The sequence below is a fragment of the Mycobacterium sp. NPDC050041 genome, from assembly GCF_049541695.1.
GTDB lineage: Bacteria > Actinomycetota > Actinomycetes > Mycobacteriales > Mycobacteriaceae > Mycobacterium.
Genome location: NZ_JBMVDG010000006.1, coordinates 138,409 through 163,556 on the forward strand (window position 1 = coordinate 138,409; position 25,148 = coordinate 163,556).

General features: G+C 69.9%; 23 protein-coding genes. 10 read left to right on the plus strand and 13 right to left on the minus strand.

Annotated features, from left to right (window positions below; translation table 11 throughout):
* Positions 1-6: 6 nt before the first annotated feature.
* Together ACPCHZ_RS19535 and ACPCHZ_RS19540 are read right to left on the minus strand one after the other, a co-directional pair.
* Entirely contained in the window at positions 7-1,044 is a 1,038-nt protein-coding gene (locus ACPCHZ_RS19535) for an ABC transporter permease (protein ID WP_423486244.1), read from the minus strand.
* A complete protein-coding gene (locus tag ACPCHZ_RS19540; protein WP_423486245.1) occupies positions 1,041-2,585 on the minus strand; it encodes a sugar ABC transporter ATP-binding protein in 1,545 nt (514 codons plus the stop codon). The genes ACPCHZ_RS19535 and ACPCHZ_RS19540 overlap by 4 nt, the downstream gene beginning before the upstream one ends.
* A gap of 234 nt (positions 2,586-2,819) precedes the next feature.
* Between ACPCHZ_RS19540 and ACPCHZ_RS19545 the strand changes: the two genes are divergently transcribed.
* Both ACPCHZ_RS19545 and ACPCHZ_RS19550 read left to right on the plus strand, forming a co-directional pair.
* Entirely contained in the window at positions 2,820-3,740 is a 921-nt protein-coding gene (locus ACPCHZ_RS19545; protein ID WP_423486246.1) for a sugar-binding transcriptional regulator, read from the plus strand.
* Positions 3,741-3,768: 28 nt separating this feature from the next.
* Positions 3,769-4,533, plus strand: coding sequence for an SDR family oxidoreductase (locus ACPCHZ_RS19550; protein ID WP_423486247.1), 765 nt, complete (start codon positions 3,769-3,771; stop codon positions 4,531-4,533).
* 3 nt (positions 4,534-4,536) lie between these two features.
* Here ACPCHZ_RS19550 and ACPCHZ_RS19555 read toward each other — a convergent pair whose 3' ends face one another.
* Positions 4,537-6,009, minus strand: coding sequence for an acetyl-CoA acetyltransferase (locus ACPCHZ_RS19555; RefSeq protein ID WP_423486248.1), 1,473 nt, complete (start codon positions 6,007-6,009; stop codon positions 4,537-4,539).
* A gap of 36 nt (positions 6,010-6,045) precedes the next feature.
* A complete protein-coding gene (locus ACPCHZ_RS19560) occupies positions 6,046-8,355 on the minus strand; it encodes a CoA transferase (protein ID WP_423486249.1) in 2,310 nt (769 codons plus the stop codon).
* Positions 8,356-8,465: 110 nt separating this feature from the next.
* Here ACPCHZ_RS19560 and ACPCHZ_RS19565 point away from each other — a divergent pair, with 110 nt between their 5' ends.
* Together ACPCHZ_RS19565 and ACPCHZ_RS19570 are read left to right on the plus strand one after the other, a co-directional pair.
* Positions 8,466-10,856: a phosphoketolase family protein gene (locus tag ACPCHZ_RS19565; RefSeq protein ID WP_423486409.1), complete on the plus strand. Its 2,391-nt coding sequence runs from the start codon at positions 8,466-8,468 to the stop codon at positions 10,854-10,856.
* Between the two features lie 33 nt (positions 10,857-10,889).
* On the plus strand, positions 10,890-11,639 hold the full coding sequence (locus tag ACPCHZ_RS19570; protein ID WP_423486250.1) for a lysostaphin resistance A-like protein: 750 nt from the start codon (positions 10,890-10,892) through the stop codon (positions 11,637-11,639).
* A gap of 169 nt (positions 11,640-11,808) precedes the next feature.
* Here ACPCHZ_RS19570 and ACPCHZ_RS19575 read toward each other — a convergent pair whose 3' ends face one another.
* A complete protein-coding gene (locus tag ACPCHZ_RS19575; protein WP_423486251.1) occupies positions 11,809-12,849 on the minus strand; it encodes an APA family fibronectin-binding glycoprotein in 1,041 nt (346 codons plus the stop codon).
* Between the two features lie 339 nt (positions 12,850-13,188).
* On the opposite strand from ACPCHZ_RS19575, the gene ACPCHZ_RS19580 reads away from it, so the two are divergent.
* The 3 genes from ACPCHZ_RS19580 to ACPCHZ_RS19590 all read left to right on the plus strand — a co-directional run bounded on the left by ACPCHZ_RS19580 (position 13,189) and on the right by ACPCHZ_RS19590 (position 16,293).
* A complete protein-coding gene (locus tag ACPCHZ_RS19580; protein ID WP_423486252.1) occupies positions 13,189-13,860 on the plus strand; it encodes an SDR family oxidoreductase in 672 nt (223 codons plus the stop codon).
* Positions 13,861-13,878: 18 nt separating this feature from the next.
* On the plus strand, positions 13,879-14,808 hold the full coding sequence (locus ACPCHZ_RS19585) for an LLM class F420-dependent oxidoreductase (RefSeq protein WP_423486253.1): 930 nt from the start codon (positions 13,879-13,881) through the stop codon (positions 14,806-14,808).
* Between the two features lie 99 nt (positions 14,809-14,907).
* Positions 14,908-16,293 carry an NAD(P)/FAD-dependent oxidoreductase gene (locus ACPCHZ_RS19590; RefSeq protein WP_364984161.1) on the plus strand — a complete coding sequence of 462 codons (1,386 nt, stop codon included), beginning with the start codon at positions 14,908-14,910 and terminating at the stop codon, positions 16,291-16,293.
* Here ACPCHZ_RS19590 and ACPCHZ_RS19595 read toward each other — a convergent pair.
* The 8 genes from ACPCHZ_RS19595 to ACPCHZ_RS19630 form a co-directional block, all read right to left on the minus strand.
* Positions 16,286-16,918: an urease accessory protein UreD gene (locus ACPCHZ_RS19595; protein WP_423486254.1), complete on the minus strand. Its 633-nt coding sequence runs from the start codon at positions 16,916-16,918 to the stop codon at positions 16,286-16,288. The two genes, ACPCHZ_RS19590 and ACPCHZ_RS19595, sit on opposite strands and share 8 nt — an antisense overlap.
* The gene (ureG, locus tag ACPCHZ_RS19600) at positions 16,915-17,616 is read right to left on the minus strand and encodes an urease accessory protein UreG (protein ID WP_423486255.1); all 702 of its coding nucleotides are present in this window, start codon (positions 17,614-17,616) and stop codon (positions 16,915-16,917) included. The genes ACPCHZ_RS19595 and ureG overlap by 4 nt, the downstream gene beginning before the upstream one ends.
* Before the next feature lie 22 nt (positions 17,617-17,638).
* Positions 17,639-18,274, minus strand: coding sequence for an urease accessory protein UreF (locus ACPCHZ_RS19605; RefSeq protein ID WP_423486256.1), 636 nt, complete (start codon positions 18,272-18,274; stop codon positions 17,639-17,641).
* 3 nt (positions 18,275-18,277) lie between these two features.
* A complete protein-coding gene (locus ACPCHZ_RS19610) occupies positions 18,278-19,999 on the minus strand; it encodes an urease subunit alpha (RefSeq protein WP_423486257.1) in 1,722 nt (573 codons plus the stop codon).
* Positions 19,996-20,310, minus strand: a complete 315-nt coding sequence (locus ACPCHZ_RS19615; RefSeq protein WP_364984157.1) for an urease subunit beta — start codon at positions 20,308-20,310, stop codon at positions 19,996-19,998. The genes ACPCHZ_RS19610 and ACPCHZ_RS19615 overlap by 4 nt, the downstream gene beginning before the upstream one ends.
* A 2-nt stretch (positions 20,311-20,312) precedes the next feature.
* Positions 20,313-20,615 (minus strand): urease subunit gamma, encoded by a 303-nt coding sequence (locus tag ACPCHZ_RS19620; protein ID WP_264011829.1) that lies wholly within the window; start codon positions 20,613-20,615, stop codon positions 20,313-20,315.
* Positions 20,616-20,669: 54 nt separating this feature from the next.
* On the minus strand, positions 20,670-21,074 hold the full coding sequence (locus ACPCHZ_RS19625) for a PaaI family thioesterase (RefSeq protein ID WP_423486258.1): 405 nt from the start codon (positions 21,072-21,074) through the stop codon (positions 20,670-20,672).
* A 154-nt stretch (positions 21,075-21,228) separates the two neighbouring features.
* Positions 21,229-22,005, minus strand: coding sequence for an iron reductase (locus ACPCHZ_RS19630; protein WP_423486259.1), 777 nt, complete (start codon positions 22,003-22,005; stop codon positions 21,229-21,231).
* Between the two features lie 225 nt (positions 22,006-22,230).
* Between ACPCHZ_RS19630 and ACPCHZ_RS19635 the strand changes: the two genes are divergently transcribed.
* The 3 genes from ACPCHZ_RS19635 (at position 22,231) to gndA (ending at position 25,134) form a co-directional block, all read left to right on the plus strand.
* Positions 22,231-22,647, plus strand: a complete 417-nt coding sequence (locus tag ACPCHZ_RS19635) for a BlaI/MecI/CopY family transcriptional regulator (protein ID WP_364983662.1) — start codon at positions 22,231-22,233, stop codon at positions 22,645-22,647.
* A gap of 14 nt (positions 22,648-22,661) precedes the next feature.
* The gene (locus ACPCHZ_RS19640) at positions 22,662-23,609 is read left to right on the plus strand and encodes a M56 family metallopeptidase (RefSeq protein WP_423486260.1); all 948 of its coding nucleotides are present in this window, start codon (positions 22,662-22,664) and stop codon (positions 23,607-23,609) included.
* 70 nt (positions 23,610-23,679) lie between these two features.
* The gene (gndA, locus tag ACPCHZ_RS19645; RefSeq protein WP_423486261.1) at positions 23,680-25,134 is read left to right on the plus strand and encodes an NADP-dependent phosphogluconate dehydrogenase; all 1,455 of its coding nucleotides are present in this window, start codon (positions 23,680-23,682) and stop codon (positions 25,132-25,134) included.
* The last annotated feature ends 14 nt before the right edge of the window (positions 25,135-25,148 follow it).

Consider the following 25,148-nt stretch of genomic DNA (forward strand, 5'->3'; position numbering starts at 1 on the left):
ATCCGGTCATGTCCGTCTTCGGGTGGACCAGACGTCGACGGCCACCGCCGCCACGATGAGCACGCCCTTGATCACGTCCTGCCAGTACGCGGGCACCACGAGGATGTCGAGCCCGTTGTTGAGCGTCTGGATGATGAACAGCCCCAGCACCGTTCCCCACACCGTGCCGCGTCCGCCCATCAGGCTCGCGCCGCCGATCACCACCGCGGCGATCGCGTCGAGTTCGTATCCCTGCCCGAGGTTCGGTGGCCCCGAGATGACCCGCGAGGCCAGCATCACCCCGGAGATGCCGGCCAGCAGACCCGACAGCGCGTAGACGCTGAAGAGGACGTTCTTGGCGTTGATGCCGGCGATCTCGGCCGCCGACCTGTTGCCGCCGACCGCATACACCCGCATGCCGTAGGTGGTGCGCTTCATCACCACCGCCAGCACCACGATGCCGACGATCATGACCAGCACCGGGATCTGCAGGCCGAGGATCTTGGTGTTGGCGATCGACCCGAATTCCGCGGGCAGTCCGTTGATCGGCGCGCCACCACCGATCACGTAGGCCATGCCGGAGCCCGCCGTCAGCGTCCCGAGGGTGGCGATGAACGGGGGGACGTTGAGGCGGGACACCAGGATTCCGTTCAACGAGCCGACCGCGAGACCGACGATCATGGCCACCAGAACCGTCATCCACACCTGGCCGGGGTTGGCCTTCGCCGTCGCCGCTCCCGCCATCGCCGACACCGCGATGACACTGCCCACCGAGAGGTCGATCCCTCCGGTCAGCACCACCAGCGTCTGCCCGAGCGCGATGAGGGCGAACGGCGCCGCCGCGACGAGGATGGTCACCAGGTTGTCGACGGTGCCGAATCGCGCACTGCGGTAACTGAAGTAGGCGATCACCAGCAGCATGATGATGACCATCGAGTACCGCAGTGCCAGGCCGCTCAGCCACGCCCGGGAGAACAGTTTGACCGGTTCGCCGGTGATCGGCGAGGTCACCGTAGCCGATCCTGCCTGGCCCGCGTCCTCCTCGGTGCCGGTGGGGGTGCTCACGTGTCCTCCTCCGTTGATCCAGCGGGAATCCGGTCGCCCGGTCCATCCAGCGCGGTCGCCATCCGGAACACCGACTCCTGTACCGACGGGTGGTCCAGCGCCTCCCGGTCGAGCTCTCCGACCAGCGCGCCGCCGCGCATGACGAAGGCCCGGTGGGACAACCCGATGATCTCGGGCATGTCCGACGACGCCATCACCACCGCCATCCCGGCGGCGGCGAATTCGGTGATGATGCGGTAGATCTCACTGCGGGCGCCGACGTCGACGCCGCGGGTGGGCTCGTCGAGCAGCAGCACGTTGACGTCGCCGGTCAGCCAGCGGGCCAGCACCACCTTCTGCTGGTTGCCGCCCGACAGCGTCCCGACCTGTTGGTTCAGTCCCCGGCTGCGCAGGCGGACCGAGGACATCACGTCGGACACCGCCTTGGTGCGGGCCTTTCCGCGCAGCCATCCCGCGACGCTGAACGACGACAACCGGGGCAGTGACCCGTTGTCCAGCACGCTCATCGACAGCACCACGCCGGAGATCTTGCGGTCCTCGGGGACCATCGCCATCCCGGCGGCGATCGCCGCGGCGGGAGCGTTGCGCTTCACCGGCCTGCCGCGCACCACGATGTCGCCGGCAGTGGTGTGCCGGGCGCCGAACACGGCCTCGAGGAGTTCGGTGCGCCCCGCGCCCACCAGGCCCGCGAGTCCGAGGATCTCGCCGGCGGCCACGGAGAACGACACCGCTTCGGCCGCGCCGTCGACGTGCAGGTCCCGAATCTCGAGCACCTTCTCGGTACCGGGTTCGGTGCGGTCGGGGAAGAGTGCGTCGAGCTCGCGGCCGATCATGGCGGTGACGATGTCGTCGTCGGTCACGTCGGCGATCGGGGCGTCGAGGATCAGGCCGCCGTCGCGCAGCACCACGGCGCGGTCGGCGATGGCGCGGATCTCGGCCATCTTGTGCGTCGTGTAGACCATCGCCACGCCGTGTTCGCGCAGCCTGCGCACGATGGAGTAGAGACCCTCCACCTCACGCTCGGAGATCGCCGAGGTGGGCTCGTCGAGCATCACCACCTGTGCGCCGGTGCGGGCGGCCTTGACGATCTCCACGATCTGGCGCAATCCGACCGGCAGGCTGCCCATCCGGGCCGTCGGGGAGATGCCGACGTCGAAGACGGCGAGCGTCTCGCGCGCCTCGGCGATCATCGCCCGCCGGTTCAGGAACGGGCCGCGGCGGATCTCCCGGCCGACGAAGAGGTTCTCGTAGACCGTCATGTCCTCGATCGAGGCCAGTTCCTGCGGCACGATGGCCACACCGTGGCGCACGGCGTCCCTCGGATTGCCAGGAGCAAGGTGGGCGCCGCGCACCGACACCGTCCCGGCATCGGCGTGGTACTGGCCGCTGATGATCTTCATCAGCGTCGACTTGCCGGCGCCGTTTTCGCCGGCGAGTGCGGTCACCGTGCCTGGTTCGAGGGTCAGCGTCACCCCGCGCAGGACCGGTACGCCACCGAAACTCTTGGTGACTCCGGCACATTCGAGCACCGCGCTGCTCACGATGGCATCTCCGTCGACGTCGGGCCGGACCGCGGAAGCGGCGACTCGCAGACCGCCGATCCCGTCATGCCAGTCAGCCCTTTCCGGACGAACCGCACCGGGTTCCTCCGCCGTGTGGGCGGGAACACTCTCCCGCTCGCTTGTGAGGTGGATCATGCTCTGGACTATGCTCATATGTCAACGGCTCTGCACATATGTGCACGGGACGTCCGCGGCGGACGTGGGAGGGGCGGCATGGGGCCCGACGAACTGTTCGAGCGTGCGCTGGTGGCGCGCCGGTACTACCTGGAGGGCCGCACCAGGATCCAGATCGCCGAAGAACTCGGGGTGTCCCGCTTCAAGGTGACCCGCATGCTGGACGAGGCCCTCGAATCGGGCATGGTCGAGATCAAGATCCACAACCCGGGATCGGTCGACGTCGACCTGTCCACCGCGGTGCAGCGCCGGTTCGGCCTCCAGCACGTGTACGCGGTGGCGACCGACTCCCGCAACACGGCCGACCGGGTCCAGGCGGTCGCCAAGGCGATGGCCGAACTGCTGCAGTCGATCCTGCGCGACGGCGACGTGGTGGGGGTCGACTGCGGTCGCACGCTCGCCCACATCGCGCCCCATCTGACGACGCTGCCGCGATGCGACGTCGTCCAGCTGAGCGGCATGGCCGGCGCCATCACCGGCAACGGCCTCGATCTGGTGCGGCGGATCAGCGAGGTCAGCGGCGGGCAGTCCTGGCCGCTGTACGCCCCCCTCGTCGTCCAGGACGGCCGCACCGCCGAGGCGCTGCGGGGCAACCAGCAGATCCGGGCCACGGTGGGCCGGTATCCGGATGTCACATGCGCTCTGGTGTCGGTCGGGGCGTGGAAGCCCGGAGCGTCGCAGACCCACCTGTCGCTGACGGCAGCCGAGGTCGCGCGGTTCAGCAAGGCGCGGGTGTGCGCCGAGACGTGTGCGCTGCTACTCGACGAGGACGGCCAGCGTGTGCCGGGCCTGGACGACCGCAGGATGGGCATCGGGGAAGCAGCGCTGCGGGCGATCCCGACCCGGATCGCGATCGTCACCGGTGCCGAGAAGATCGCCGCCACCAGGGCGGTGCTCTGCTCCGGGCTGGTCACGGCGATCGTCACCGACAGCGACATCGCGGCAGCGCTACTCGACTGATCGAACGAATGAAAGGGTGTGACACCACATGACCTCTCCTGCAGTGGATCTCGACTTCCGGCTCGACGAAAAGGTCGCGCTGGTCACCGGTGGGGCGTCCGGCATCGGCGCGGCGATCGTCGCGGCCCTCGCCGCGAAGGGCGCCCGGATCGCGGTGGTGGACCTCGACGCGTCGGGCGCGCAGACAGCGGCGCAGGCACTCGGAGCGGACAGCAGGGGTTTCGGCTGTGACGTCTCCGACGCCGGGTCGGTCCTTGCCGTCGTCGAGGAGGTGATGGCGAGCTTCGGGCGCATCGACGTGCTGGTCAACAGCGCGGGCATCGTGATGCTCGCGCCCGCCGAGGAACTGACGCCCGACGCGTGGGACGCCACGATCGACGTGAACCTCAAGGGCACCTTCCTGATGTGCCAGGCGGTCGGCAACCGGATGCTGGCGGCCGGTCGTGGGGTCATCGTGAACATGGCGTCCCAGGCCGCCAGCGTCGCCCTCGACCAGCACGTCGCCTACTGTGCGTCCAAGTTCGGGGTGGTCGGCGTCTCGAAGGTGCTGGCGTCCGAGTGGGCGGGCCGCGGCGTCCGGGTGAACACGATCTCACCGACGGTCGTCCTCACCGAACTGGGGCGCAAGGCCTGGGACGGACCGCGGGGCGAGGCGATGAAGAAGCTCATCCCCACCGGGCGCTTCGCCTACCCCGACGAGATCGCCGCGGCGGCGGTCTTTCTGGCGTCCGACGCGGCGGCGATGATCAACGGCGCCGACCTGGTGATCGACGGCGGCTACACGATCCGCTAGCCGCTACAGCAGCGCCGCGGTGCCGTCCTCGCGCACCGTGACCTTGACACCGGCGATGTCACCCTCCACCGTGGCGGCCGCGTCGCCGGCGTCGGTGATCACCGCGAGGGTGCGGGCGTCGTCGGGCGTCCGTACGGCGAGGTAGGCCTTCTCGGGTGCGCCGTCGCGGTCGAACGGGGTGGTCCACGCCTCGACGGTGCCGGTGCCGGACCACTCCACCAGCGAGGTCCGGGTGGGCTCCAGGTCGACCTCGGATTGTACGTCCTGCCAACGGAATTCGTGTGCGGGCGGCTCGGTGCCGTAGACACCGAAGCTGTGTTTGGTGAGGTAGCCGCCGTTGGCGGTGATCAGGCCGCGTCTGCCGCGTCCGGCGGTCAGTTGCTCGGCCATGGTGGCGATGGAGTGCGTGACGTAGTTGTTCCACGGCCCGCCGGCGAACGTCAGCCCGCCGGTCACCGTCAGCGGCCGCGCGGGGTCCGCCACCGGCAGTCCGAGTTCGGCGGCGGCCACCTGCACGGCGGACGGGAAGCACGAGTAGACGTCGACGAGGTCGATCCGGTCGAGATCGGTGCCCGCAAGCACCAGCACCCGACGACCCGCGATCCGGATCGCCGGTGACCTGTGGAACTCCGAGCGCTCCGAGATCGCATACGTGTCATGGGAGTCGGTGCCGGCGTACGGGAAGACCCAGCGTTCTTCGGGCACCTGCAGCCGCCGCGCCTGCTCGACCGAGGTCAGGATCAGTGCCGCGCCCTGATCGACCATGTTGTTCGAGTTCATCAGCTTGGTGTAGGGCCAGCTGATCATCCGGTTCGTCGGACCGGGCCGCCAGATATCCTCTGCGACAACGGGTTCACGGCTCCACGCGTGCGGGTTTCCCGCGGCCACCGCGCTGAACTGCGCCCACAGTTCACCGATGCGGCGCCGGTGTGACTCCGGGTCCTCCCCCGTCGCGATCCGCACCGCCTGCTCGAACATCGGGTAGACGTGGGCGGGCCGTCCCAGCTCGATGCGCATCTCGGCGTCGCCGGCCATCGGCACGTCTTCGGCTCCCGGCGGTGTCGGCAGCGATTCGTCCTGTCGCGTCCAGTCAGCCTTCTCACCGCGGCGCTTCAACCTGCCACGGGTGCGCCAGGTCTCGGCGCCCGCGATCAGCACCACACCGGCCTTGCCGTCCTGGATGTCCAGGCAGGCCTGGTTGACCAGGGTCTGCGGCACGTTGCCGCCGATGCCCGAGTAGCGGGTGGCGGCGCCGCCTGCGCCGATCCGTTCGGCGAGCAGCAGCCCGGGATCGATGTACCGCCAGGACAGCAGGTTCACCACGCGCACGGAATCGACCGCCTCGAGCACCCGGGCGTCCGCGGCGGAGCGCGCCGCGGCGGCCATCAGATCGACGGGTTCCACTGCGGGATTCTCGTCGTGCTGGTTGACCTGGCCGTATCCGATGAGTACCGGCGTGGCGGGGGCGACAGGCATGGGGACAGCATGCCGGATCGCCGGGTCGATCCGGCGTCAGGGTCGCCCGGCTGTGGTGAACAGCACGCCCTCGGCGATGAGCCGGTCCACCTCGGCGACGTCGAGTGCCAGCACCTTCTGGCAGATCTCCCTGGTGTGCTCGCCCGGCATGGGCGCCGGCCGCAACTCGGCGGGCGGGATGTGCCGGTACCGGGTCGGGCCGGTCTCGGTCGGCATCGGCATCGCGAACAGCGGGTGGGTCATCTCGGAGTACAGCTCGCGGTGCCGGACCTGCGGGTCGGCCAGCACGTCGGCCGGCCGATGCATCGGTGCGGCAGGCACTCCCGACGCCTGCAACGTCTCGGCCACCTCGACCTTGTCGCGGACGGCGGTCCACGCCGAGATCGCCGACGGCTCGGCCGAACCCACGAGGCCGGCCACCGCCCGGCGGTCGGCGGCGGTGCGCAGCGAGACGACACACCATTCGTCGTCGCCCGCACACGGGTGGACGCCGTGCACGCCGCCGTCGTCGTCGACCGGCAGCCCGGCGGCGTGCGCGGCCTGCGCGACGTAGGTGACGGCCAGCTGATTCACCGCGGCCTCCGCCTGCGAGATGTGCACGTGCGCACCGGTTCCGGAGTGGTCGCGGTCGATGAGCGCAGCGAGCGCGGCGATGGCGGTGATCCTGGCCGCGACGTGGTCGGGGAAGATGGTGGTCGCGTCGAAAGGGGTTGCGGTGCCGTCGCTCCAGAGCCGGGTGATGCCCGTGCTCGCACGCACCAGCGGTCCGTAGCCCATGCGTGCACTCCACGGGCCGGTGGCGCCGAACGCGCTGCTCTCGGCAAGCACGATGCGGGGGTTCAGTGCGCGCAGCCGGTCGTAGGAGAACCCCAGCGCGTCGAGGGTTCCCGGCTTGAAGTTCGCGAACACGGCGTCGGCCCCGGCCACCAGGCCCGCGAACACCTCGGCGCCCGCGGGGTGCCGCAGATCGACACCGAGGCTGTACTCATTGCGGTGGGTCAGCGCCCATGACCGGCTCATCGGCTGCCCCGGCGCGGTCTGCCGCAGCCCGTCGGGGTACGCCGCGCTCTCCACCTTGATCACCTCGGCGCCGAGATCCGCGAAGAGCCGGCCCAGCTCGCCGCCGGCGACGATCACCCCGAGGTCGAGGATGCGCAGTCCGTCGAACGGGCGCAGCGGTCGATCGGCCGTCGGCGGGGCCGGTGACGGCGTTGTGCGCCAACCGGATCCGGGGTGATCGAGGGTGGATGCTGCGCGCCGGTGACCGACGTGCTCCCCGTCGACGACGAACGGTCCTGCGGGCACATCGAGCCGCCTGCCGGGTACCGGCTCGATGACCGACAGCGCGCCGACCGCGCGGAAATGCTCACACCGCAGCGCCTCGGCGGGGGTGAGCACCGCCGCGATCGGCACGCCGCGGGCCTGGCCCTGCTCGACCAGTTCCGCGACGGACCGCGACGCGAAGAGTTCGGCGATCGCCGCGTTGAGTGCCTCCGACGCGGCGTAGCGGGCAGCAATGGTCTCGAACGACGGGTCGGCGAACCGTTCGGGTTCGCCCAGCCACCGCCACATCCCGCGCCACTGCCGCGCCGAGAGCAGGCAGATCCGCACGTGGCCGTCGGCGCATCCGAAGATCGGGTAGATCTGCTGGTTGCGGGGCCGGCCCCGCCACAGTTCGGCGGAACGCTTGCGGCCCACCGCGGCCTGGCCTTCCGACCCGAAGGGTGGGTCCAGTGCCTGCACCACCGCCTCGAATCGGGAGAAGTCGATGTGCTCTGCGTGCCCGCCTCGCAACCGGTGGAAGTGGGCGACAAGAGCCGCCCAGGCCGCCTGCACGGCAGCCGTCCCCGATGCCAGGCCCGCGGGGGGCAGCACCGGCGCACCGGCTGTCGGGCCGGACCGCGACAAAGCCGTGGACAGCGCGTAGAGCACCGGATCGGTGGCCCGCCACGATGCCCGCGGGCCCGTCGCGCCGAAGTCGCTGACCGACAGCACGACCAGATGCGGCCAGCGGGCCGCGACCGTCCCCGCAGGCAGCCCGAACGCCTCGAGCCGGCTGCGTCGGCCGCTGTCCACCACGATGTCGGCGCCGGTGAGAAGGTGCGCGAACCGGGTGCGGTCCGCCGCTGACCGCGGGTCCAGCACGACGCCGCGCTTGCCGGCGTTGTGCACGGCGTACGCGATGCTCGACCCCGCGATCGCCGGCCGCGCGTCCCGGTCGGCAGCACCGCCGGGGGTTTCGATTTTCAGCACGTCGGCCCCGAGATCGGCGTACATGCGGCCGATCCCGTCGGAATCGGCGTCGCCGGCGTCGAGCACCCGCAGCGAGGCCAGCAGTGTCCGCACCGCCACAGGCTAGTGCGTGCGCGGATCCGCTTGAAGATCACGTGTTCGGGTAGACGGTCGGCACCCGAAGTTCACCCGCCGTGACCAGAATGAGCCAGATGACCAGCCAGATGACCGACGAGTCGCTGTCCCCCACCCTCACCGACGACGAACTGGACCTGATCAACGCCTACTGGAGGGCCGCCAACTACCTGTCCGTCGGCCAGATCTACCTGCTGGACAACCCGCTGCTGCGCGAGGACCTCGCCGCCGAACACATCAAGCCCCGGCTACTCGGCCACTGGGGCACCACGCCGGGGCTCAACCTCGTCTACGCCCATCTGAACCGCATCATCCGGGAGCGGGACGCCGACGTCATCTACATCACCGGCCCCGGTCACGGTGGACCCGGACTGGTGGCCAACGCCTACCTCGAGGGCACCTACACCGAGGTCTACTCCGGCATCGCCGAAGGCGTCGACGGGATGCGAAAGCTGTTCCGGCAGTTCTCCTTTCCCGGCGGGATCCCCAGCCATGTGGCCGCCGAGACGCCGGGCTCGATCCACGAGGGCGGCGAGCTCGGCTACGCGCTCGTGCACGCCTACGGCGCCGCCTTCGACAACCCGGACCTGGTGGTGGCCTGCGTGATCGGCGACGGCGAAGCCGAAACCGGCCCGCTGGCCGCCAGCTGGCACTCCAACAAGTTCCTCGATCCGGTGACCGACGGCGCGGTGCTGCCCATCCTGCACCTCAACGGCTACAAGATCGCGAACCCGACCGTGCTGTCCCGCATTCCGCAGGAGGAACTCGAAGCGCTGTTCTACGGCTACGGCTACCGGCCGATCACCGTCGCGGGCGACGACCCCGCGAACGTGCACCAGCAGTTGGCCACCGCGCTGGACGAGGCGTTCGATCAGATCGCCGCGATCCAGCGGGCCGCCCGGCTCGACGGCGAGGCGGGCCGGCCGTTGTGGCCGATGATCGTGCTGCGCACACCGAAGGGTTGGACCGGCCCGGAGAAGGTGGACGGCAAGAAGGTGGAAGGCACCTGGCGGGCGCATCAGGTGCCGCTGTCGGAGACGCACTCCAACCCTGAGCACATGGCCCAGCTCGAGGAGTGGCTGCGCAGCTACCGGCCCGAGGAGTTGTTCGACGAGGACGGCCACCTGCGACCCGAACTGCGGGCGCTGGCGCCGGCCGGTGACCGGCGGATGAGCGCGAACCCGCATGCCAACGGCGGGGTGCTGCGGCGTGACCTCGACCTGCCCGACTTCACCGACTACGCGGTGGACGTGCCCGCGCCGGCGGCGGAGTCCGCTGAAGCGACGAAGGTGCTCGGCACCTTCCTGCGCGACATCATCGTCCGCAACCCGGACCGGTTCCGGCTGATGGGACCCGACGAGACCGCGTCGAACCGGTTGTCGCCGGTGTTCGAGTCGACCGACAAGGCGTGGATGGCGGAGCTCGATCCGGACGACGAGAACCTGGCGCCGTCCGGCCGGGTGATGGAGGTGCTCTCCGAGCACCTCTGCCAGGGCTGGCTGGAGGGGTATCTGCTGACCGGTCGGCACGGACTGTTCAACTGCTACGAGGCGTTCGTCCACATCGTCGACTCGATGCTGAATCAGCACGCGAAGTGGCTGTCGAGCAGCGCCCAGCTCGAGTGGCGGAGGCCGATCTCGTCGCTGAACTACCTGCTGACGTCCCACGTGTGGCGCCAGGACCACAACGGCGCGTCACACCAGGACCCGGGATTCATCGACCACGTCGCGAACAAGCGGCCCGAGGCGGTGCGGGTGTACCTGCCGCCGGACGCCAACACGCTGCTCTCGGTGGCCGACCACTGCCTGCGCAGCAAGCACTACATCAATGTGATCGTCGCGGGTAAGCAGCCGGCGTTGAACTACCTGACGATGGACGAGGCGATCGCGCACTGCACCCGAGGCGCCGGGATCTGGGAGTGGGCGGGCAGCCACGGCGGCGGGGAGGAACCCGATGTCGTGCTCGCCTGTGCCGGTGACATCCCCACGCTGGAGACCGTCGCCGCAGCGGACATCCTGCGTAAACGGTTGCCGGAACTGAAGGTTCGCGTGGTCAACGTCGTCGACATCATGCGGCTGCAGTCCGAGTCGGAGCACCCGCACGGCCTGTCGAACCGCGAGTTCAACTCGCTGTTCACCGAGGACAAGCCGATCATCTTCGCCTATCACGGCTATCCGTGGCTCATCCATCGGTTGACCTACCGGCACGCCAATCACGCGCAGTTACACGTGCGCGGATTCAAGGAGCGCGGCACCACCACGACGCCGTTCGACATGGTGATGCTCAACGACCTCGACCGGTTCCATTTGGTGATGGACGTGATCGACCGGGTCGAGGGGCTGGGCACCCGGGCGGCGGAACTGCGCCAGGAGATGGCCGACACCCGGCTGGCGGCGCGGCGCTACACCCGCGAGCACGGCGAGGACGATCCGGCCATCTCCGGGTGGACCTGGGAACCGGACGACGGTTCGGCCGACTAGGGCACCCGGCCGGCGCCGGTAGAATCACCGCAAATGACTGACCTTGCCGCGGCGCCGGCCGACGCCGACCTCACCGCGCCGCGGCGGCTCCACGTGTACGTGGACATCGCCGTGGTGGTGGCGGTCCTGGTGGCGACCAATCTCGTCGCGCACTTCACCACGCCGTGGGCCGGTATCGCGACGGTTCCCGCCGCGGCGATCGGGCTCATGCTCCTGGTGCGCGCGCGCGGCCTCGGCTGGACCGAACTGGGCCTGGGCCGGGAGCACTGGCGTACCGGCGCCGGCTACGCCGCCGCCGCGGTGGGCCTCGTGTTCACGGTGGTCGCCATCGGTGCGTTGCTGCCGTGGACGCGGCCGATGTTCATGAACAACAACTACGCGACGATCTCCGGCGCGTTGATCGCCTCGATGGTGGTGATCCCGCTGCAGACGGTCATCCCCGAGGAGCTCGCATTCCGGGGCGTGCTGCACGGTGCGCTGACCCGGGCGTGGGGGTTCCGGGGCGTCGCCGCCGCCGGGTCGCTGCTGTTCGGGCTGTGGCACATCGCCACGTCGTTTGGTCTGACCAGCGAGAACGTCGGCTTCACCCGGTTGTTCGGCGCAGGGGTGTGGGGCACGGTCGCCGGGGTGGTGCTGGCCGTCGTGGCCACCGGGGTGGCCGGATTCGTCTTCACCTGGCTGCGCCGTCGCAGCGGCAGCCTGCTCGCCCCCATCGCGCTGCACTGGTCGCTGAACGGGCTCGGCGCGCTCGCCGCGGCCCTGGTGTGGCACCTGTCGATGTAATCGTCGCGCAGGCAGGCGGACGCATGTCGAGTCTGCGTCCTGTGCGCTCGCCACTCGCATTTTCGCGCCCCGCGCGCCAGAGTCGACGCGGTGGGAGGCCCACTCATGCCGAACGGGCGCCGCGGTCGATTGCTCGACGTTCGCAGCGCCCGTTCGGGTCAGCTCGTGATCAGGACGGCGGACGCATCTCCGGTGCCGTATTCGGATCGACCGGCACGGCGACGCCCACGCCCGGCCGCGGCGGCGGCGCGTTCGGGTCCGGCGGAGGCGCGTTGGGGTCGGGCGGAGGCGGCGGTGCGTCGGCCGGCGGGGGCGGCGGCGGTGACCACGGCCGGATCGAGTTGGCCAGCGCCACCGCGGCGCCCTTGTCGACGGGATTGTTCGCCGAGCCGAGCCACACCACGAACCAGCGCTCCGGGGTGCGCTGCCCGCGCGGCGTGCCCGCAGGCGTGGGCTGGCCGACCACCCCGGCCCAGATCTGGCCGGTCGGCTTGGCGGCGTCGGTGAACTTCACCTCGTAGTACGACGCGACACCGGGCATGCCCGCGGCATCGAGGGGAACGGTCTCCTGGCCGAGCCGGGTGCCCGGGAACGGCATGAAGAACTCGCCCATGTCGGACGCCAGACGCTGCGCGGCCTTGGTGTTGTCGGCCTCGGCGCCGGCGAACAGCTTGAGGTCCAACCGGCCGAGCAGCACGCTGGTGTCACTCGGCGGCTCCGCGCCCTCGGGCGCGATCCGGTTGAGCAGCGCCTGGCCGTAGGACAGCTGCGTCGCGTCCGAGACCTTCCAGCCGGCGGGAACCACGTAGCTGAAACCGCCCGCGGCGTTGTCTACCCGGCCGGCCTCGGGAGCTGGCGGGGCGTTGGGGTCCGCCGGAGCAGGCGGCGGCGCATTCGGGTCCGCGGGCGGAGGTGGCGGCGCGTTCGGATCGGCCGCCGGGGGTGGCGGCGCATTCGGATCGGCGGGCGGCGGAGGCGGCGCGTTCGGGTCCGCGGGCGGCGGAGGCGGCGCGTTCGGCGGAGGCGGCGGTTGCCCCAGGAACGTGTTCCCCTGCGCCGGTGGGGGTGGCGGCGGCGAGGGCTCGGGCTGCGCGTTGGCGATCGTCGGCAGGGTGAGTGCCGCCACGGCGACACTCGTCGATGCCGCGAGCGCCAGCGCCGTCGAGAGACTCTTACGTCGTCGTGCGGAAGTCACGTCCGGCTGCTCCATGGAGAAGAAACTACCGTGTTACCGCCGTGACGCAAGTGTGAGTTGATTAAAAAGTGTTCTAATGGACGATTGCTGTGTCTGAATCGGGGCAGTTCAGGGCATTCCAGCGAGATTGCTGACAAGCCGACTCCCCGGGGCGCCGCGCCGGTCCCGGTGGCTGCCCGGACTGGTCGGTCGACGGGCGGTCTGTTCAGTGAATCGCGCCGCGGATCATCGTCGTTACCGAGGCGTGTCCCGTTGCTCGCGCGTCGGATTTCCCGCGCTAGCTACCGTCCAGTAACATCGGCGCTTGATCGGCGCGCCACCGCGCGCGGGTCACCGCGACGAGGAGGTCAACCGATGGACGTGCTGGTCACCGGAGGCGACACCGATCTGGGACGCGCGATCGCGGCCGGCTTCCGCACCGAAGGCCACACCGTGGTCATCGCCGGGGCGCGCCGCGACGAGCTCGAGGTCGCCGCCAAGGAACTCGACGTCGACTCGATCCTGTTCGACAACACCGACCCGGCCAGCCTCGAGGACGCGCGCGGGCTGTTCCCGCATCACCTCGATGCCCTGGTCAACGTCCCGGCGCCCGGCTGGCAGCCCGGCGACCCCCGGACGTTCTCGCTCGCCGACATGGCGGCGGCGTGGCGCGCAGCGCTCGACGCCACGGTGCTGTCGGCCGTGCTGACCACCCAGATCGTCGGCGACCACCTGCGCTCCGGTGGCTCGATCGTCAACGTCGTGCCGGAGAGCCCGCGCCCCGGAAGTGCCGATGCCGCGGTCAAGGCCGCCCTCGGCGAGTGGACCGCCGGTCAGGCCACCTATTTCGGCACCCGAGGGATCACCGTCAACGCCGTGGCCTCAGGTCGCAGCGCCGAAGCCGGTTACGACGGCCTCAGCACCACCCCGCCGTCGGTCGCCGACGAGTTCGCCCGGCTCGCGCTGTTCCTGAGCACGCCCGCGGCGCGGCACATCACCGGACAGACGCTGCACGTCAGCCGGGGTGCGCTGGCGAACTTCGGCTAGCGCGTTAGGGTCGACGGAGTGACGATTCGACTCGGACTCCAGATCCCCAACTTCTCCTACGGCACCGGCGTTGCCGAAATCTTCCCCACCGTCATCGCGCAGGCCCAGGAAGCCGAGGCCGCGGGCTTCGACTCGGTCTTCGTGATGGACCACTTCTATCAACTGCCCGGCCTGGGCAGCCCCGACCAGCCGATGCTCGAGGCCTACACCGCCCTCGGCGGTCTGGCCACGGCGACCGAGCGTGTCCAGCTCGGCACACTGGTCACCGGAAACACCTACCGGAACCCCACCCTGCTGGCCAAGGCCATCACCACGCTCGACGTGATCAGCCAGGGCCGGGCGATACTGGGCATCGGTACCGGCTGGTTCGAGCTCGAGCACGACCAGCTCGGCTACGAGTTCGGCACCTTCACCGACCGGTTCAACAAGCTCGGCGAGGCGCTGCAGATCATCCTGCCGATGCTCGCCGGCGAGCGGCCGACCTTCTCCGGCAAGTACTACCGCACGCAGGAGGCGATGGCCGAGCCGCGCCTGCGTGACCACATCCCGCTGATGATCGGCGGCAGTGGCGAGAAGAAGACGATTCCGTTGGCGGCCAAGCACTTCGACCACCTCAACATCATCGCGGGCTTCGACGAGCTGCCCCGCAAGGTGCAGGTGGTCAAGGAGGCCTGCGAAAAGATCGACCGTGACCCGGCGACGTTGGAGACCAGCATGCTGGTGATGGCGCTGATCGACGACAACGTCACGGCCGACATGGTTCCCGACGACTTCAAGGACCGCGTGGCGTTCGGCGGCGCCGAGCAGATCGCCGAACAGGTCAAGACCAAGGTGCTCGACGCGGGGGTCGACGGTGTCATCCTCAGCCCGGTCACGAACATCGACGGGTATCACCCCGGGCGCATAACGGATGTCGCCGCCGCGTTGAAGCCGATGCTGGCTGGGTAAACAGTCGGTGCGGTGCGCTATCTCACCGCGCCTGCGGGATGCCCGCCCACTAGCCTAGTGGTTGTACTGAACGAGAAGACGTTCGTCGAGGAGTTGCAGATGAGCCACCCCGGAGCCACCGTGTCCGACCGGCACAAGGTCGTCATCGTCGGGTCGGGGTTCGGCGGATTGACCGCCGCCAAGACCCTGAAGCGTGCCGACGTCGACATCAAACTGATCGCACGCACCACGCACCACCTGTTCCAGCCGTTGCTGTACCAGGTGGCGACCGGGATCATCTCCGAGGGCGAGATCGCGCCCGCGACCCGGGTGGTGCTGCGCAAGCAGCAGAACGCACAGGTGCTGCTCGGCGACGTCACCCACGTCGACCTCGAGAACAAGCTCGTGCACTCGGAACTGCTGGGCCACGACTACGCGACGCCGTACGACAGCCTGATCATCGCCGCGGGCGCCGGCCAGTCCTATTTCGGCAACGACCACTTCGCCGAGTGGGCGCCCGGCATGAAGTCGATCGACGACGCGCTCGAGTTGCGTGGGCGCATCCTCGGCGCGTTCGAACAGGCGGAGCGGTCCAGCGACCCGGAGCGGCGCGCGAAGTTGCTGACGTTCGTGGTGGTGGGCGCAGGGCCCACCGGTGTCGAGATGGCCGGTCAGATCGCCGAACTGGCCGACCACACCCTCAAGGGCACGTTCCGCCACATCGACTCCACCCGGGCGCGGGTGATCCTGCTCGACGCCGCGCCCGCGGTGTTGCCGCCGATGGGCGAGAAGCTGGGCAACAAGGCCAAGGCCCGGCTGGAGAAGATGGGCGTGGAGATCCAGCTCAACGCGATGGTGACGGACGTCGACCGCAACGGGATCACCGTCAAGGATCCCGACGGCAGCGTCCGGCGCATCGAATCGGCGTGCAAGGTGTGGTCTGCCGGTGTCTCGGCGAGCCCGCTCGGTAAGGACCTCGCTGCGCAGTCGGGTGTCGAACTCGACAGGGCGGGCCGGGTCAAGGTGCAGCCCGACCTGTCGCTGCCCGGCCACCCGAACGTGTTCGTGGTGGGCGACATGGCGGCTGTGGACGGTGTGCCCGGCATGGCCCAGGGCGCGATCCAGGGCGGCAAGTACGCTGCGCGGCTGATCAAGAACGAGATCAAGGGCGCCAATCCGGCGTTCCGCGAGCCGTTCGAGTACTTCGACAAGGGCTCGATGGCCACCGTCTCGCGGTTCAACGCCGTGGCGAAGGTCGGCCCGCTGGAATTCGGCGGCTTCATCGCCTGGTTGGCGTGGCTGGTGCTGCACCTGGTCTACCTGGTCGGCTTCAAGACCAAGATCGTCACGCTGCTGTCGTGGACGGTGACCTTCCTCGGCCGCAACCGCGGCCAGCTGACGATCACCGAACAGCAGGCCTACGCCCGTACCCGCATCGAGGAACTCGAGGAGATCGCGGCGGCGGTGACGGAGACCGAACGGGAGAGGGAGCAGGCGGCTAGCTAGTCAGCCGCTCCCCCTGCCAGGTCGACAGCCAGCCGCCGGAGGCGAGCGCCAGCTCGGTGCCCTTCGCGCTCTCCGCACGGTCTGGGTAGGTCAGTTCGCTCACGCACGCGCGTGGCGCGCCCAGGACGTCGTCGGCGACGGTGTCGTCACCCAGTTCGATGCGGTGCCGCAGCATCGGCGTGCCGTCCAGGTCGGCGTGCAGGGACCCCGACCAGAAGCCGTGTCGCTCACCGGTTCTGCCGATCTGTATCCGTTCGCGCACCCGGACCCGCCCGGCTCCGGTCAACCGCAGCCGCGTCAGCGTGACGTGCCGCGACGTGCCGGCCACCACGGTCGGCTGCGGGTCGACGTCCAGCTCGCCCGCCGACTCGATGTCCCAGTGGGCCACCGATTCCGGCGTTCCGGGTCCGGGCAGCACCAGCGTCGCCGCGGCGGTGCGCACCCGCAGTCGCGCGCCGGGTTCGACGACGACGCGCACGCAGATCAGGTCGCCGCCCAGCGGTGTGGCGGCCGCCGACACCAGGTGCACGGTGTCGGGACCGGTGCGGCGGGCGGCAAGTCCCCCGCTGCACTCGAGTCGCGGCGGACGGCCCGGGCAGGCGATGATGGCGACGTCGGACCTCATGGTGTGGGCGAGGGCACCGGAGCACGCAGTTGTTCGGTCACCCAGGCGAGCACCGGACCCGCCGTGGGGTCCTCGGTCAGCGAGATCAGCGCCGTGGGACGGTCGCCGCGCACCTTGGCCGCATCCCGGCGCATCACGTCGAGATCGGCGCCGACCATCGGCGCGAGATCGGTCTTGTTGACCACCAGCAGATCGGAGAAGGTGACGCCGGGTCCGCCCTTGCGCGGCACCTTGTCCCCGCCGGCCACGTCGATGACGAAGATCTGCGCGTCGACCAGTCCGGAGGAGAAGGTGGCGGTCAGGTTGTCGCCGCCGGACTCCACCAGGATGAGGTCGAGGCGGGCGTCGGGCCGATGATGCGCGGCGATCAGGTCGTCGATCGCGTCGAGGTTGGCGGTGATGTCGTCGCGGATCGCGGTGTGCGGGCAGCCGCCGGTCTGCACCGCGGCGATCCGCTCGTCGGGGAGCACGGCGTTGCGGCGCAGGAAGTCGGCGTCCTCGGTGGTGTAGATGTCGTTGGTGAGCACGGCCAGCGACAGCTGGTCGCGTAGCTGGCGGCACAGCGCGGCCACCAGTGCGGTCTTGCCGGAGCCGACGGGTCCGCCGACGCCGATCCGGAGCGGCTCCCCGGGCGTTCGTTCGCGGCGGGGGCGGTCGCGGTGCTCGTGCGGTTGGCCGTCCAGGAAATGCGGTGGCATACAGGGCCTATCGGTAGTCGAGTCACGAGGAGAACAACGGTCGTTCGCGCTGGGCGTGCCGTTCGGCGAGCACGTCGAGCATCGGGTCGGACAGATCGGCGAGTTCTTTGGCGGCCGTCGCGGCGGTCTGGTCGCACAGTGCCGACAGCGCGAAGGTCAGGGCGGCGACGTCGCCGGGGTCCAGCGCCAGCAGTCGCTGCGCAGCGGTCGCCGATCCCGTCATGGTCGTGTACACCACCGATACCGCGGTGTGCTCGGCGCTCAGGCCGCTCGCCGCGCCCACCGCTCCCGCGGCCACAGCGAGGTGCGGCTTGATCCCGAGCGCCTGCCAGTCGGCGCCCGGCCAGACCCGGCGCGCCAGCCGCACCAGCCCGCGGCCCTGCGCCCGCGATGCCGCGCGGGCCGCCGGAGCCGGTGTGCGGGCGTCGGTTTCATGGTCCGCCTCGGTCACCGTGCAGGTGCCGGTGTGCACCGCCGCCGCCAGCGACGCGGTCACCAGGCCGTGGGTCCGGATGCGGCGCACCAGGTATGCGCGCAGCGTGGCCAGGTCGAACACCAGCCCGCCGGTGACGGCCTCCTCGACGCCGCCGGAGTGCACGTGCCCTCCTGTGGGCAGCCGCGAGTCGGCCAGCGTCAGCAGGGTGGTGAGTGCGGTCATGGGCTAGAAGAGGAAGTAGCGCTGGGCCATCGGCAGTTCGGCGGCGGGCTGTTCCTGCCAGACGTCACCGTCGATGCGCACCGTGAAGGTGTCCGGGTCGACCTCGATACGGGGCATCGCGTCGTTGTGCGGCATGTCCGTCTTGCCGACACCGCGCACATCCCCCACCGCGACGAGGCGCCTGCTGACCGCCAGCCGGTCGGCCAGCCTGTCCTCGATCGCCTGGGGCGCCACGAAGTGCACCGAGGTGGCGGCTGCGGCACGCGCGTCGGCGCCGAACATCGGGCGCGGCAGCACGGGCTGTGGCGTGGGGATCGACGCGTTCGCGTCACCCATCGCCGCCCACGCGATCATCCCGCCCTTGATCACCGCGTGCGGCCGGACACCGAAGAAGGCGGGCTCCCACAGCACCAAGTCGGCGAGCTTGCCGACCTCGACGGAGCCGATCTCGTGATCCAGCCCGTGCGCCACGGCCGGGCAGATCGTGTACTTCGCCACGTAGCGGCGCACCCGGTTGTTGTCCGCCGCACCGTCTCCGGCCAGGGCGCCGCGGCGGCGCTTCATCACGTGGGCGGTCTGCCACGTGCGCAGCACCACCTCACCGATGCGGCCCATCGCCTGGGCGTCGCTGCCGATCATCGAGATCGCACCGAGGTCGTGCAGCAGGTCCTCGGCGGCGATCGTCGACGGCCGGATCCGGCTCTCGGCGAACGCGAGATCCTCCGGGACGCTGGGGTTGAGGTGATGGCACACCATCAGCATGTCCAGGTGCTCGTCGAGTGTGTTGACGGTGTGTGGCCGGGTCGGATTGGTCGAACTCGGCAGCACGTACGGTTCGGCCGCCACGGTGATGATGTCCGGTGCGTGCCCACCGCCCGCGCCCTCGGTGTGGTACGCGTGGATGGACCGGCCGGCGATCGCGCCGACGGTGTCCTCGACGAAGCCGGCCTCGTTCAGGGTGTCGGAGTGCAGCGCCACCTGCACTCCGGACGCGTCGGCCACCCGCAGGCAGGCGTCGATGGCGGCCGGTGTCGAGCCCCAATCCTCGTGCAGCTTGAATCCCGATGCGCCGCCCCGCAACTGCTCCCACATCGATTCTGCGCTGACGGTGTTGCCCTTGCCGAGCAGCGCGATGTTCATCGGCCAGGAGTCCAGTGACTCGAGCATCCGGGCCAGGTGCCACGCGCCGGGGGTGACCGTGGTGGCCTTGCTGCCCTCGGCCGGGCCGGTGCCGCCGCCGATCAGCGTGGTGATGCCGCCCGCCAGCGCCTCGCCCATGATCTGCGGGCAGATGAAGTGCACGTGACAGTCGATCCCGCCGGCGGTGAGGATACGGCCGTTGCCTGCGATGATCTCGGTCGACGGCCCGACCACCAGGTCGCGATGTACGCCGTCCATGATGTCGGGGTTGCCGGCCTTGCCGATCGCGACGATGCGGCCGTCGCGAATGCCGATGTCGGCCTTGATGATTCCCCAGTGATCGACGATCACCGCGCCGGTGATGACGGTGTCGGGGGCGCCGTCCGCGCGGGTGGCGCGACCCTGGCCCATCGACTCGCGCAGCACCTTGCCGCCGCCGAACACGGCCTCGTCACCGGCCAGTCCCGGTCCGCCGCTGCGGTCCTCGGTGATCTCGACGAACAGGTCGGTGTCCGCCAACCGGATCCGGTCGCCGGTGGTGGGTCCGAACAGTGCGGCGTACCGGGACCGCGACAGGCCGCTCACGATTCGTCCAGCCGGCCGGGCGGGGTCAGGCTGAGCCCGTGCACCTCGCGGGTCCCCCGCAGCGGCACCGCCGACACCGTCTGCGCCACCCCGGGTTCGAACCGCACCGCGGTGCCCGCGGGGATGTCGAGCCGATGGCCGTGGGCGGCCTGCCGGTCGAAGTCGAGTGCGGCGTTGGCCTGCGGCAGGTGCACGTGACTGCCCACCTGCACGGGTCGGTCGCCGGTGTTCACGACGTCGAGGGACACCCGCTCGGCGCCCTCGTTGATCTCGATGTCGCCGTCGCCGTGCAGGATCTCCCCCGGGATCATGGTCACGGGATCGGGTGGTGGACGGTGACCAGCTTGGTCCCGTCCGGGAAAGTGGCCTCCACCTGGACGTCCTCGAGCATTTCCGGCACTCCCTCCATCACGTCCTCCCGCGACAGCACGTCGCGTCCACTGACCATCAGTTCCGCGACGGTGCGGCCGTCCCGCGCACCCTCGAGCAGGTGATCGGTGAGCACGGCGACGGCCTCGGGGTGGTTGAGCCGCAGCCCGCGGGCCTGCCGGCGCCGCGCCAGTTCGGCGGCATAGGAGATGAGCAGCCGCTCCTGCTCATGCGGGGTCAGTCGCATAGTGCGCGATCCTGCCACGACGCGGCACGCTCAGCAGCGCTCGACGGCGGAGGGTCAGGCGTCGGGGAGATTCTGCAGGCGGACCTGGCCGCGGGCGATCGTCCGGTCGGTCTCGTCGGTGATGGTGATCAGCCACAGCTGCTGGCGGCGGCCGCGGTGGATCGGCGTGGAGACCGCGGTGACCGTGCCTGATCGGAGTGCGCGCAGGAAGTCGGTGTTGTTGTTGACGCCCACCACCGTGCCGCCGCCGTTCTCGGACAGCCACACGTGGGCGGAGACACTGGCCAGGCTCTCGATCACCGCGCAGTAGACGCCCCCGTGCACGATTCCCCACGGCTGCAACAACTTTTCGGTGATGGTCAGCTGCGCGCGGCCGCCGTCGGGTGTCATCTCCAGGTAGGTCAGACCCAGTTCGGTGTCGAATCCTTCGCCGAGACCGGCGGGCAGTTCTGTGCTCACCCATGGATGTCTACACGTCCGGCGCACCAAAAGATTCGGGCGGGTCCCGCACTGTTGCGCGGGACCCGCCCTCGAGGGGACCGGGGGTCTCTGCAGCCCTCAGGACTCCGGCGCGGTCCGTTTGCCTCGTGACTGAAGAATAGGCAAGGCTGCCCTAATTAAGCAAGCCCTTCCCCCGCCCGGTCCGCACGGCGCCGCGCACCGGCAGGCCGAACCCGACGAGAGCGTCCAGCACGGCCTGGCCGCGGCGCATGCTCGTCAGCTCGCTCGAGCCCGCCAGCATGGGTACCTGGGTGGCGGCGCTGACCACGGCGGCGCCGACCATGTGCCACATCGCCGCCTCGGTCATGGCCCCGCCGCTGATCTGCACCAACCGGGAGAACAGCGGTTCGAGGGTGCGATGGCTGCGGTGCGCGATCCAGGTGGTCAGCGCAGCCTCGTTCGGCAGGGCGACGATGCCCTGCCTGGCTTGCCGGCCCAGTCGGCCGCGGCGGGGGCCGAAGTAGGGGTCGTCGGGCAGCGCCCGCAGCGTCGGGTCGACGACGCCCACCCAGTCGATCGCGCCCTCGGAGTCCACGTGTACCCAGAGGTTCTCCAGGCCGGTGTCCCACGCCCGTCCCTCGAGCACCACCAGCGGGATCACCCGGCCGATGACCACATGCGCCAGCGTCGCCGCCAACTGCTGGGCGACCGCGGACCGGTTCCCGGTCTCGGTGGCCGCGATGTCGAACATCACCTGAAGCCGCTCGCTGGTGAGCGCCTCGGCCAGCGGCCACCACCGGCGACGCGAGAGGTCGCCCATCACGGCGACGCCGTAGACGCGGGGGCACTCGGGATAGAGCTCGCGCAGCCGGCGGGACGACTCGTGTAACGGCATCGTCCGCCTGATGGTCATGCCTGCGATCAGCGGATCGTCGATCAGTACCGTCACTGCACCTCCCGGGTGTCGTCCTCACGGGTTAGGTTAGCCTTACTATAGTGGCCAGGCAACATGGGCTGCCGCCTGTGAGCTGTTTCACAGGACGGTGGAACGAGGCCGTTGACCTCAGCCGGAATGCAACGCGCAAAAGAAGAAGTTGGTCTTCGGCGATGGATACGACGCACGGTAGTACGTCCGTAGTACCCTTGATCTACTGCTCAGGAGAGTGAACGGAACATGGCCAAGTTGACGCGTCTAGGGGAGCTCGAGCGTGAGGTGATGGATCACCTCTGGTCCGCTCCCGAACCCCAAACCGTCCGGCAGGTGCACGAGGCACTGTCGGCGCGGCGTGATCTGGCCTACACCACGATCATGACCGTCCTGCAACGGCTCGCGAAGAAGAACCTCGTGGTGCAGCATCGCGACGACCGTGCGCACCGCTACGCCCCCACGCACGGCCGTGACGAGCTGGTCGCGGGCCTGATGGTCGACGCCCTCGACCAGGTCACCGACTCCGGCAGCCGCGAGGCCGCACTGGTGCACTTCGTCGAGCGGGTCGGCGCAGGCGAGGCCGCCGCGCTGCGGCGTGCGCTCGCCGAACTGGAGACCAAGCATCGAATGACGTCGCCGGCTGGCGATTCCGGTACCGGCTGAGGGAGACTGACAGCGTGTCCGCGCTGGCCTTCACCATCGTCGCGCTGGTCCTGATCGGACCGGTGCCGGCAATGCTCGCGCGGGCGTCCTGGCCGATGCGCGCGCCGCGGGCCGCGATCGTGCTCTGGCAGTCGATCGTGCTGGCCGCGGTGCTCTCGGCGTTCAGTGCCGGGATCGCAATAGCCAGCCGGTTGTTCGTCCCCGGCCCCGACGGCCGCCCGACGGCCACCATCACCAGTGAGATCGCCATCCTCGGCTGGCCGATGTGGCTGTTGCTCGTCTTCGTGTTCGCACTCACCCTGCTCATCGGGGCCCGCCTGATCGTGTCGGTGCTGCAGGTGGCGATCGCGACCCGCCGCCGGCGCGCCCATCACCGGATGATGGTCGACCTGCTGGACATGCCGCGCACCTCGGTGCTGGACGACGTCTGCAGCACGGCCGACCTGCGCGTCCTCGACGTCGCCCAGCCGATGGCGTACTGCCTGCCCGGGATGCGGAGCCGGGTCGTGGTCAGCGACGGCACCCTGACCAGCCTCGCCGGTGACGAGATCGCGGCGATCCTCACCCACGAACGGGCTCACCTGCGCGCCAGGCACGACCTGGTGCTCGAGATGTTCACCGCCGTGCACGCCGCGTTCCCCCGTTTCGTCCGCAGCGGCAGCGCCCTCGACGCCGTGCGGTTGCTGATCGAACTGCTCGCCGACGACGCCGCAGTCCGCACGGCAGGACCCACTCCCCTGGCCCGCGCCCTGGTCGCGTGCGCGTCGGGGCGCACGCCGTCAGGTGCGCTGGCGGCCGGCGGCCCCACGACGGTGATCCGGGTGCGCCGGCTCGCGGGCAGGCCGAACAGCCCGCTGCTGGCCGCCGTCGCCTACCTCGCCGCGGTGGCCGTGCTGGTGGTGCCCACCGTGGCTGTGGCGGTGCCGTGGCTGACCGAACTCCACCGGCTGTTCACCACCTAGATTCAGCGCTGAGGGATGCACCGCGCTCGAAGAAGCGTTCTCAGTCCACAAACCAACGAAAGGCTGCCGCATGACCAACTCGGGCACCACCGGTACGGCACAGATCGGCGTCACCGGGCTGGCGGTGATGGGATCGAACATCGCCCGCAACTTCGCCCGACACGGCTACACGGTCGCGCTGCACAACCGCTCGGTCGCCAAGACCGACGCGCTGCTCGCCGAGCACGGCTCGGACGGGAACTTCGTCCGCAGTGAGACGATCCGCGAATTCCTCGACGCGCTGGAGAAGCCGCGACGCGTGCTGATCATGGTCAAGGCCGGCGACCCGACCGATGCCGTGATCAACGAGCTCGCCGACGCGATGGAGGAAGGCGACATCATCATCGACGGCGGCAACGCGCTCTACACCGACACCATCCGTCGGGAGAAGGCGATCCGCGAGCGCGGGCTGCACTTCGTCGGCGCGGGCATCTCCGGTGGTGAGGAAGGTGCGCTGAACGGACCGTCGATCATGCCGGGCGGCCCCGAAGAGTCCTACGAATCACTGGGTCCGCTGCTCGAGGAGATCTCCGCACACGTCGACGGCGTGCCGTGCTGTACCCACATCGGACCCGACGGCGCAGGCCATTTCGTGAAGATGGTGCACAACGGCATCGAGTACTCCGACATGCAGCTCATCGGCGAGGCCTACCAGCTGCTGCGCGACGGCCTCGGCAAGAGCGCGGGCGAGATCGCCGACGTGTTCGACGAGTGGAACAAGGGCGACCTGGACAGCTTCCTGGTCGAGATCACGGCGAAGGTGTTGCGCCAGAACGACGCCGAGACGGGCAAGCCGCTGGTGGACGTCATCCTCGACGAGGCCGAGCAGAAGGGCACCGGCCGCTGGACGGTGAAGTCCGCGCTCGATCTCGGTGTGCCCGTCACCGGTATCGCCGAGGCGGTGTTCGCCCGCGCGCTGTCGGGTTCGGTCACCCAGCGCAAGGCCACCACCGGCCTGGCCTCCGGCGATCTCGGCGGAAAGCCCTCCGACGCAGAGCAGTTCACCGAGGACATCCGGCAGGCGCTCTACGCCTCCAAGATCATCGCCTACGCCCAGGGCTTCAACCAGATCCAGGCAGGCAGCGCCGAGTACGACTGGGGCATCACCCCCGGTGACATGGCGACCATCTGGCGCGGCGGGTGCATCATCCGGGCGAAGTTCCTCAACCGGATCAAGGACGCCTTCGACAACGACGCCGACCTGCCCACCCTGATCGTCGACCCGTACTTCCGGGACGCGATCGAAGCCGCGATCGACGGCTGGCGGCGTGTGGTGGTGACCGCGACGCAGCTCGGCATCCCCATCCCCGGCTTCAGCTCGGCGCTGTCGTACTACGACGCACTGCGCACCGAGCGGCTGCCCGCCGCGCTCACCCAGGGGCTGCGCGACTTCTTCGGCGCGCACACCTACGGACGCATCGACGCCGACCGCGACAAGCGGTTCCACACGCTGTGGAGCGGCGACCACAGCGAGGTCGAGGCCTGACCCGCCCCCATTAG

Bases quoted from the DNA above. Each gene is read 5' to 3' on its own strand.
- ACPCHZ_RS19635 (WP_364983662.1), top strand. From the start codon at position 22,231: ATGGCCAAGTTGACGCGTCTAGGGGAGCTCGAGCGTGAGGTGATGGAT.
- ACPCHZ_RS19580 (WP_423486252.1), top strand. From the start codon at position 13,189: ATGGACGTGCTGGTCACCGGAGGCGACACCGATCTGGGACGCGCGATC.
- ACPCHZ_RS19605 (WP_423486256.1), bottom strand. From the start codon at position 18,274: ATGACCGCACTCACCACCCTGCTGACGCTGGCCGACTCGCGGCTGCCC.
- ACPCHZ_RS19545 (WP_423486246.1), top strand. From the start codon at position 2,820: ATGGGGCCCGACGAACTGTTCGAGCGTGCGCTGGTGGCGCGCCGGTAC.
- ACPCHZ_RS19555 (WP_423486248.1), bottom strand. From the start codon at position 6,009: ATGCCTGTCGCCCCCGCCACGCCGGTACTCATCGGATACGGCCAGGTC.
- ureG (WP_423486255.1), bottom strand. From the start codon at position 17,616: ATGCCACCGCATTTCCTGGACGGCCAACCGCACGAGCACCGCGACCGC.
- gndA (WP_423486261.1), top strand. From the start codon at position 23,680: ATGACCAACTCGGGCACCACCGGTACGGCACAGATCGGCGTCACCGGG.
- ACPCHZ_RS19550 (WP_423486247.1), top strand. From the start codon at position 3,769: ATGACCTCTCCTGCAGTGGATCTCGACTTCCGGCTCGACGAAAAGGTC.
- ACPCHZ_RS19590 (WP_364984161.1), top strand. From the start codon at position 14,908: ATGAGCCACCCCGGAGCCACCGTGTCCGACCGGCACAAGGTCGTCATC.
- ACPCHZ_RS19565 (WP_423486409.1), top strand. From the start codon at position 8,466: ATGACCGACGAGTCGCTGTCCCCCACCCTCACCGACGACGAACTGGAC.
- ACPCHZ_RS19575 (WP_423486251.1), bottom strand. From the start codon at position 12,849: ATGGAGCAGCCGGACGTGACTTCCGCACGACGACGTAAGAGTCTCTCG.
- ACPCHZ_RS19615 (WP_364984157.1), bottom strand. From the start codon at position 20,310: ATGATCCCGGGGGAGATCCTGCACGGCGACGGCGACATCGAGATCAAC.
- ACPCHZ_RS19570 (WP_423486250.1), top strand. From the start codon at position 10,890: ATGACTGACCTTGCCGCGGCGCCGGCCGACGCCGACCTCACCGCGCCG.
- ACPCHZ_RS19595 (WP_423486254.1), bottom strand. From the start codon at position 16,918: ATGAGGTCCGACGTCGCCATCATCGCCTGCCCGGGCCGTCCGCCGCGA.
- ACPCHZ_RS19620 (WP_264011829.1), bottom strand. From the start codon at position 20,615: ATGCGACTGACCCCGCATGAGCAGGAGCGGCTGCTCATCTCCTATGCC.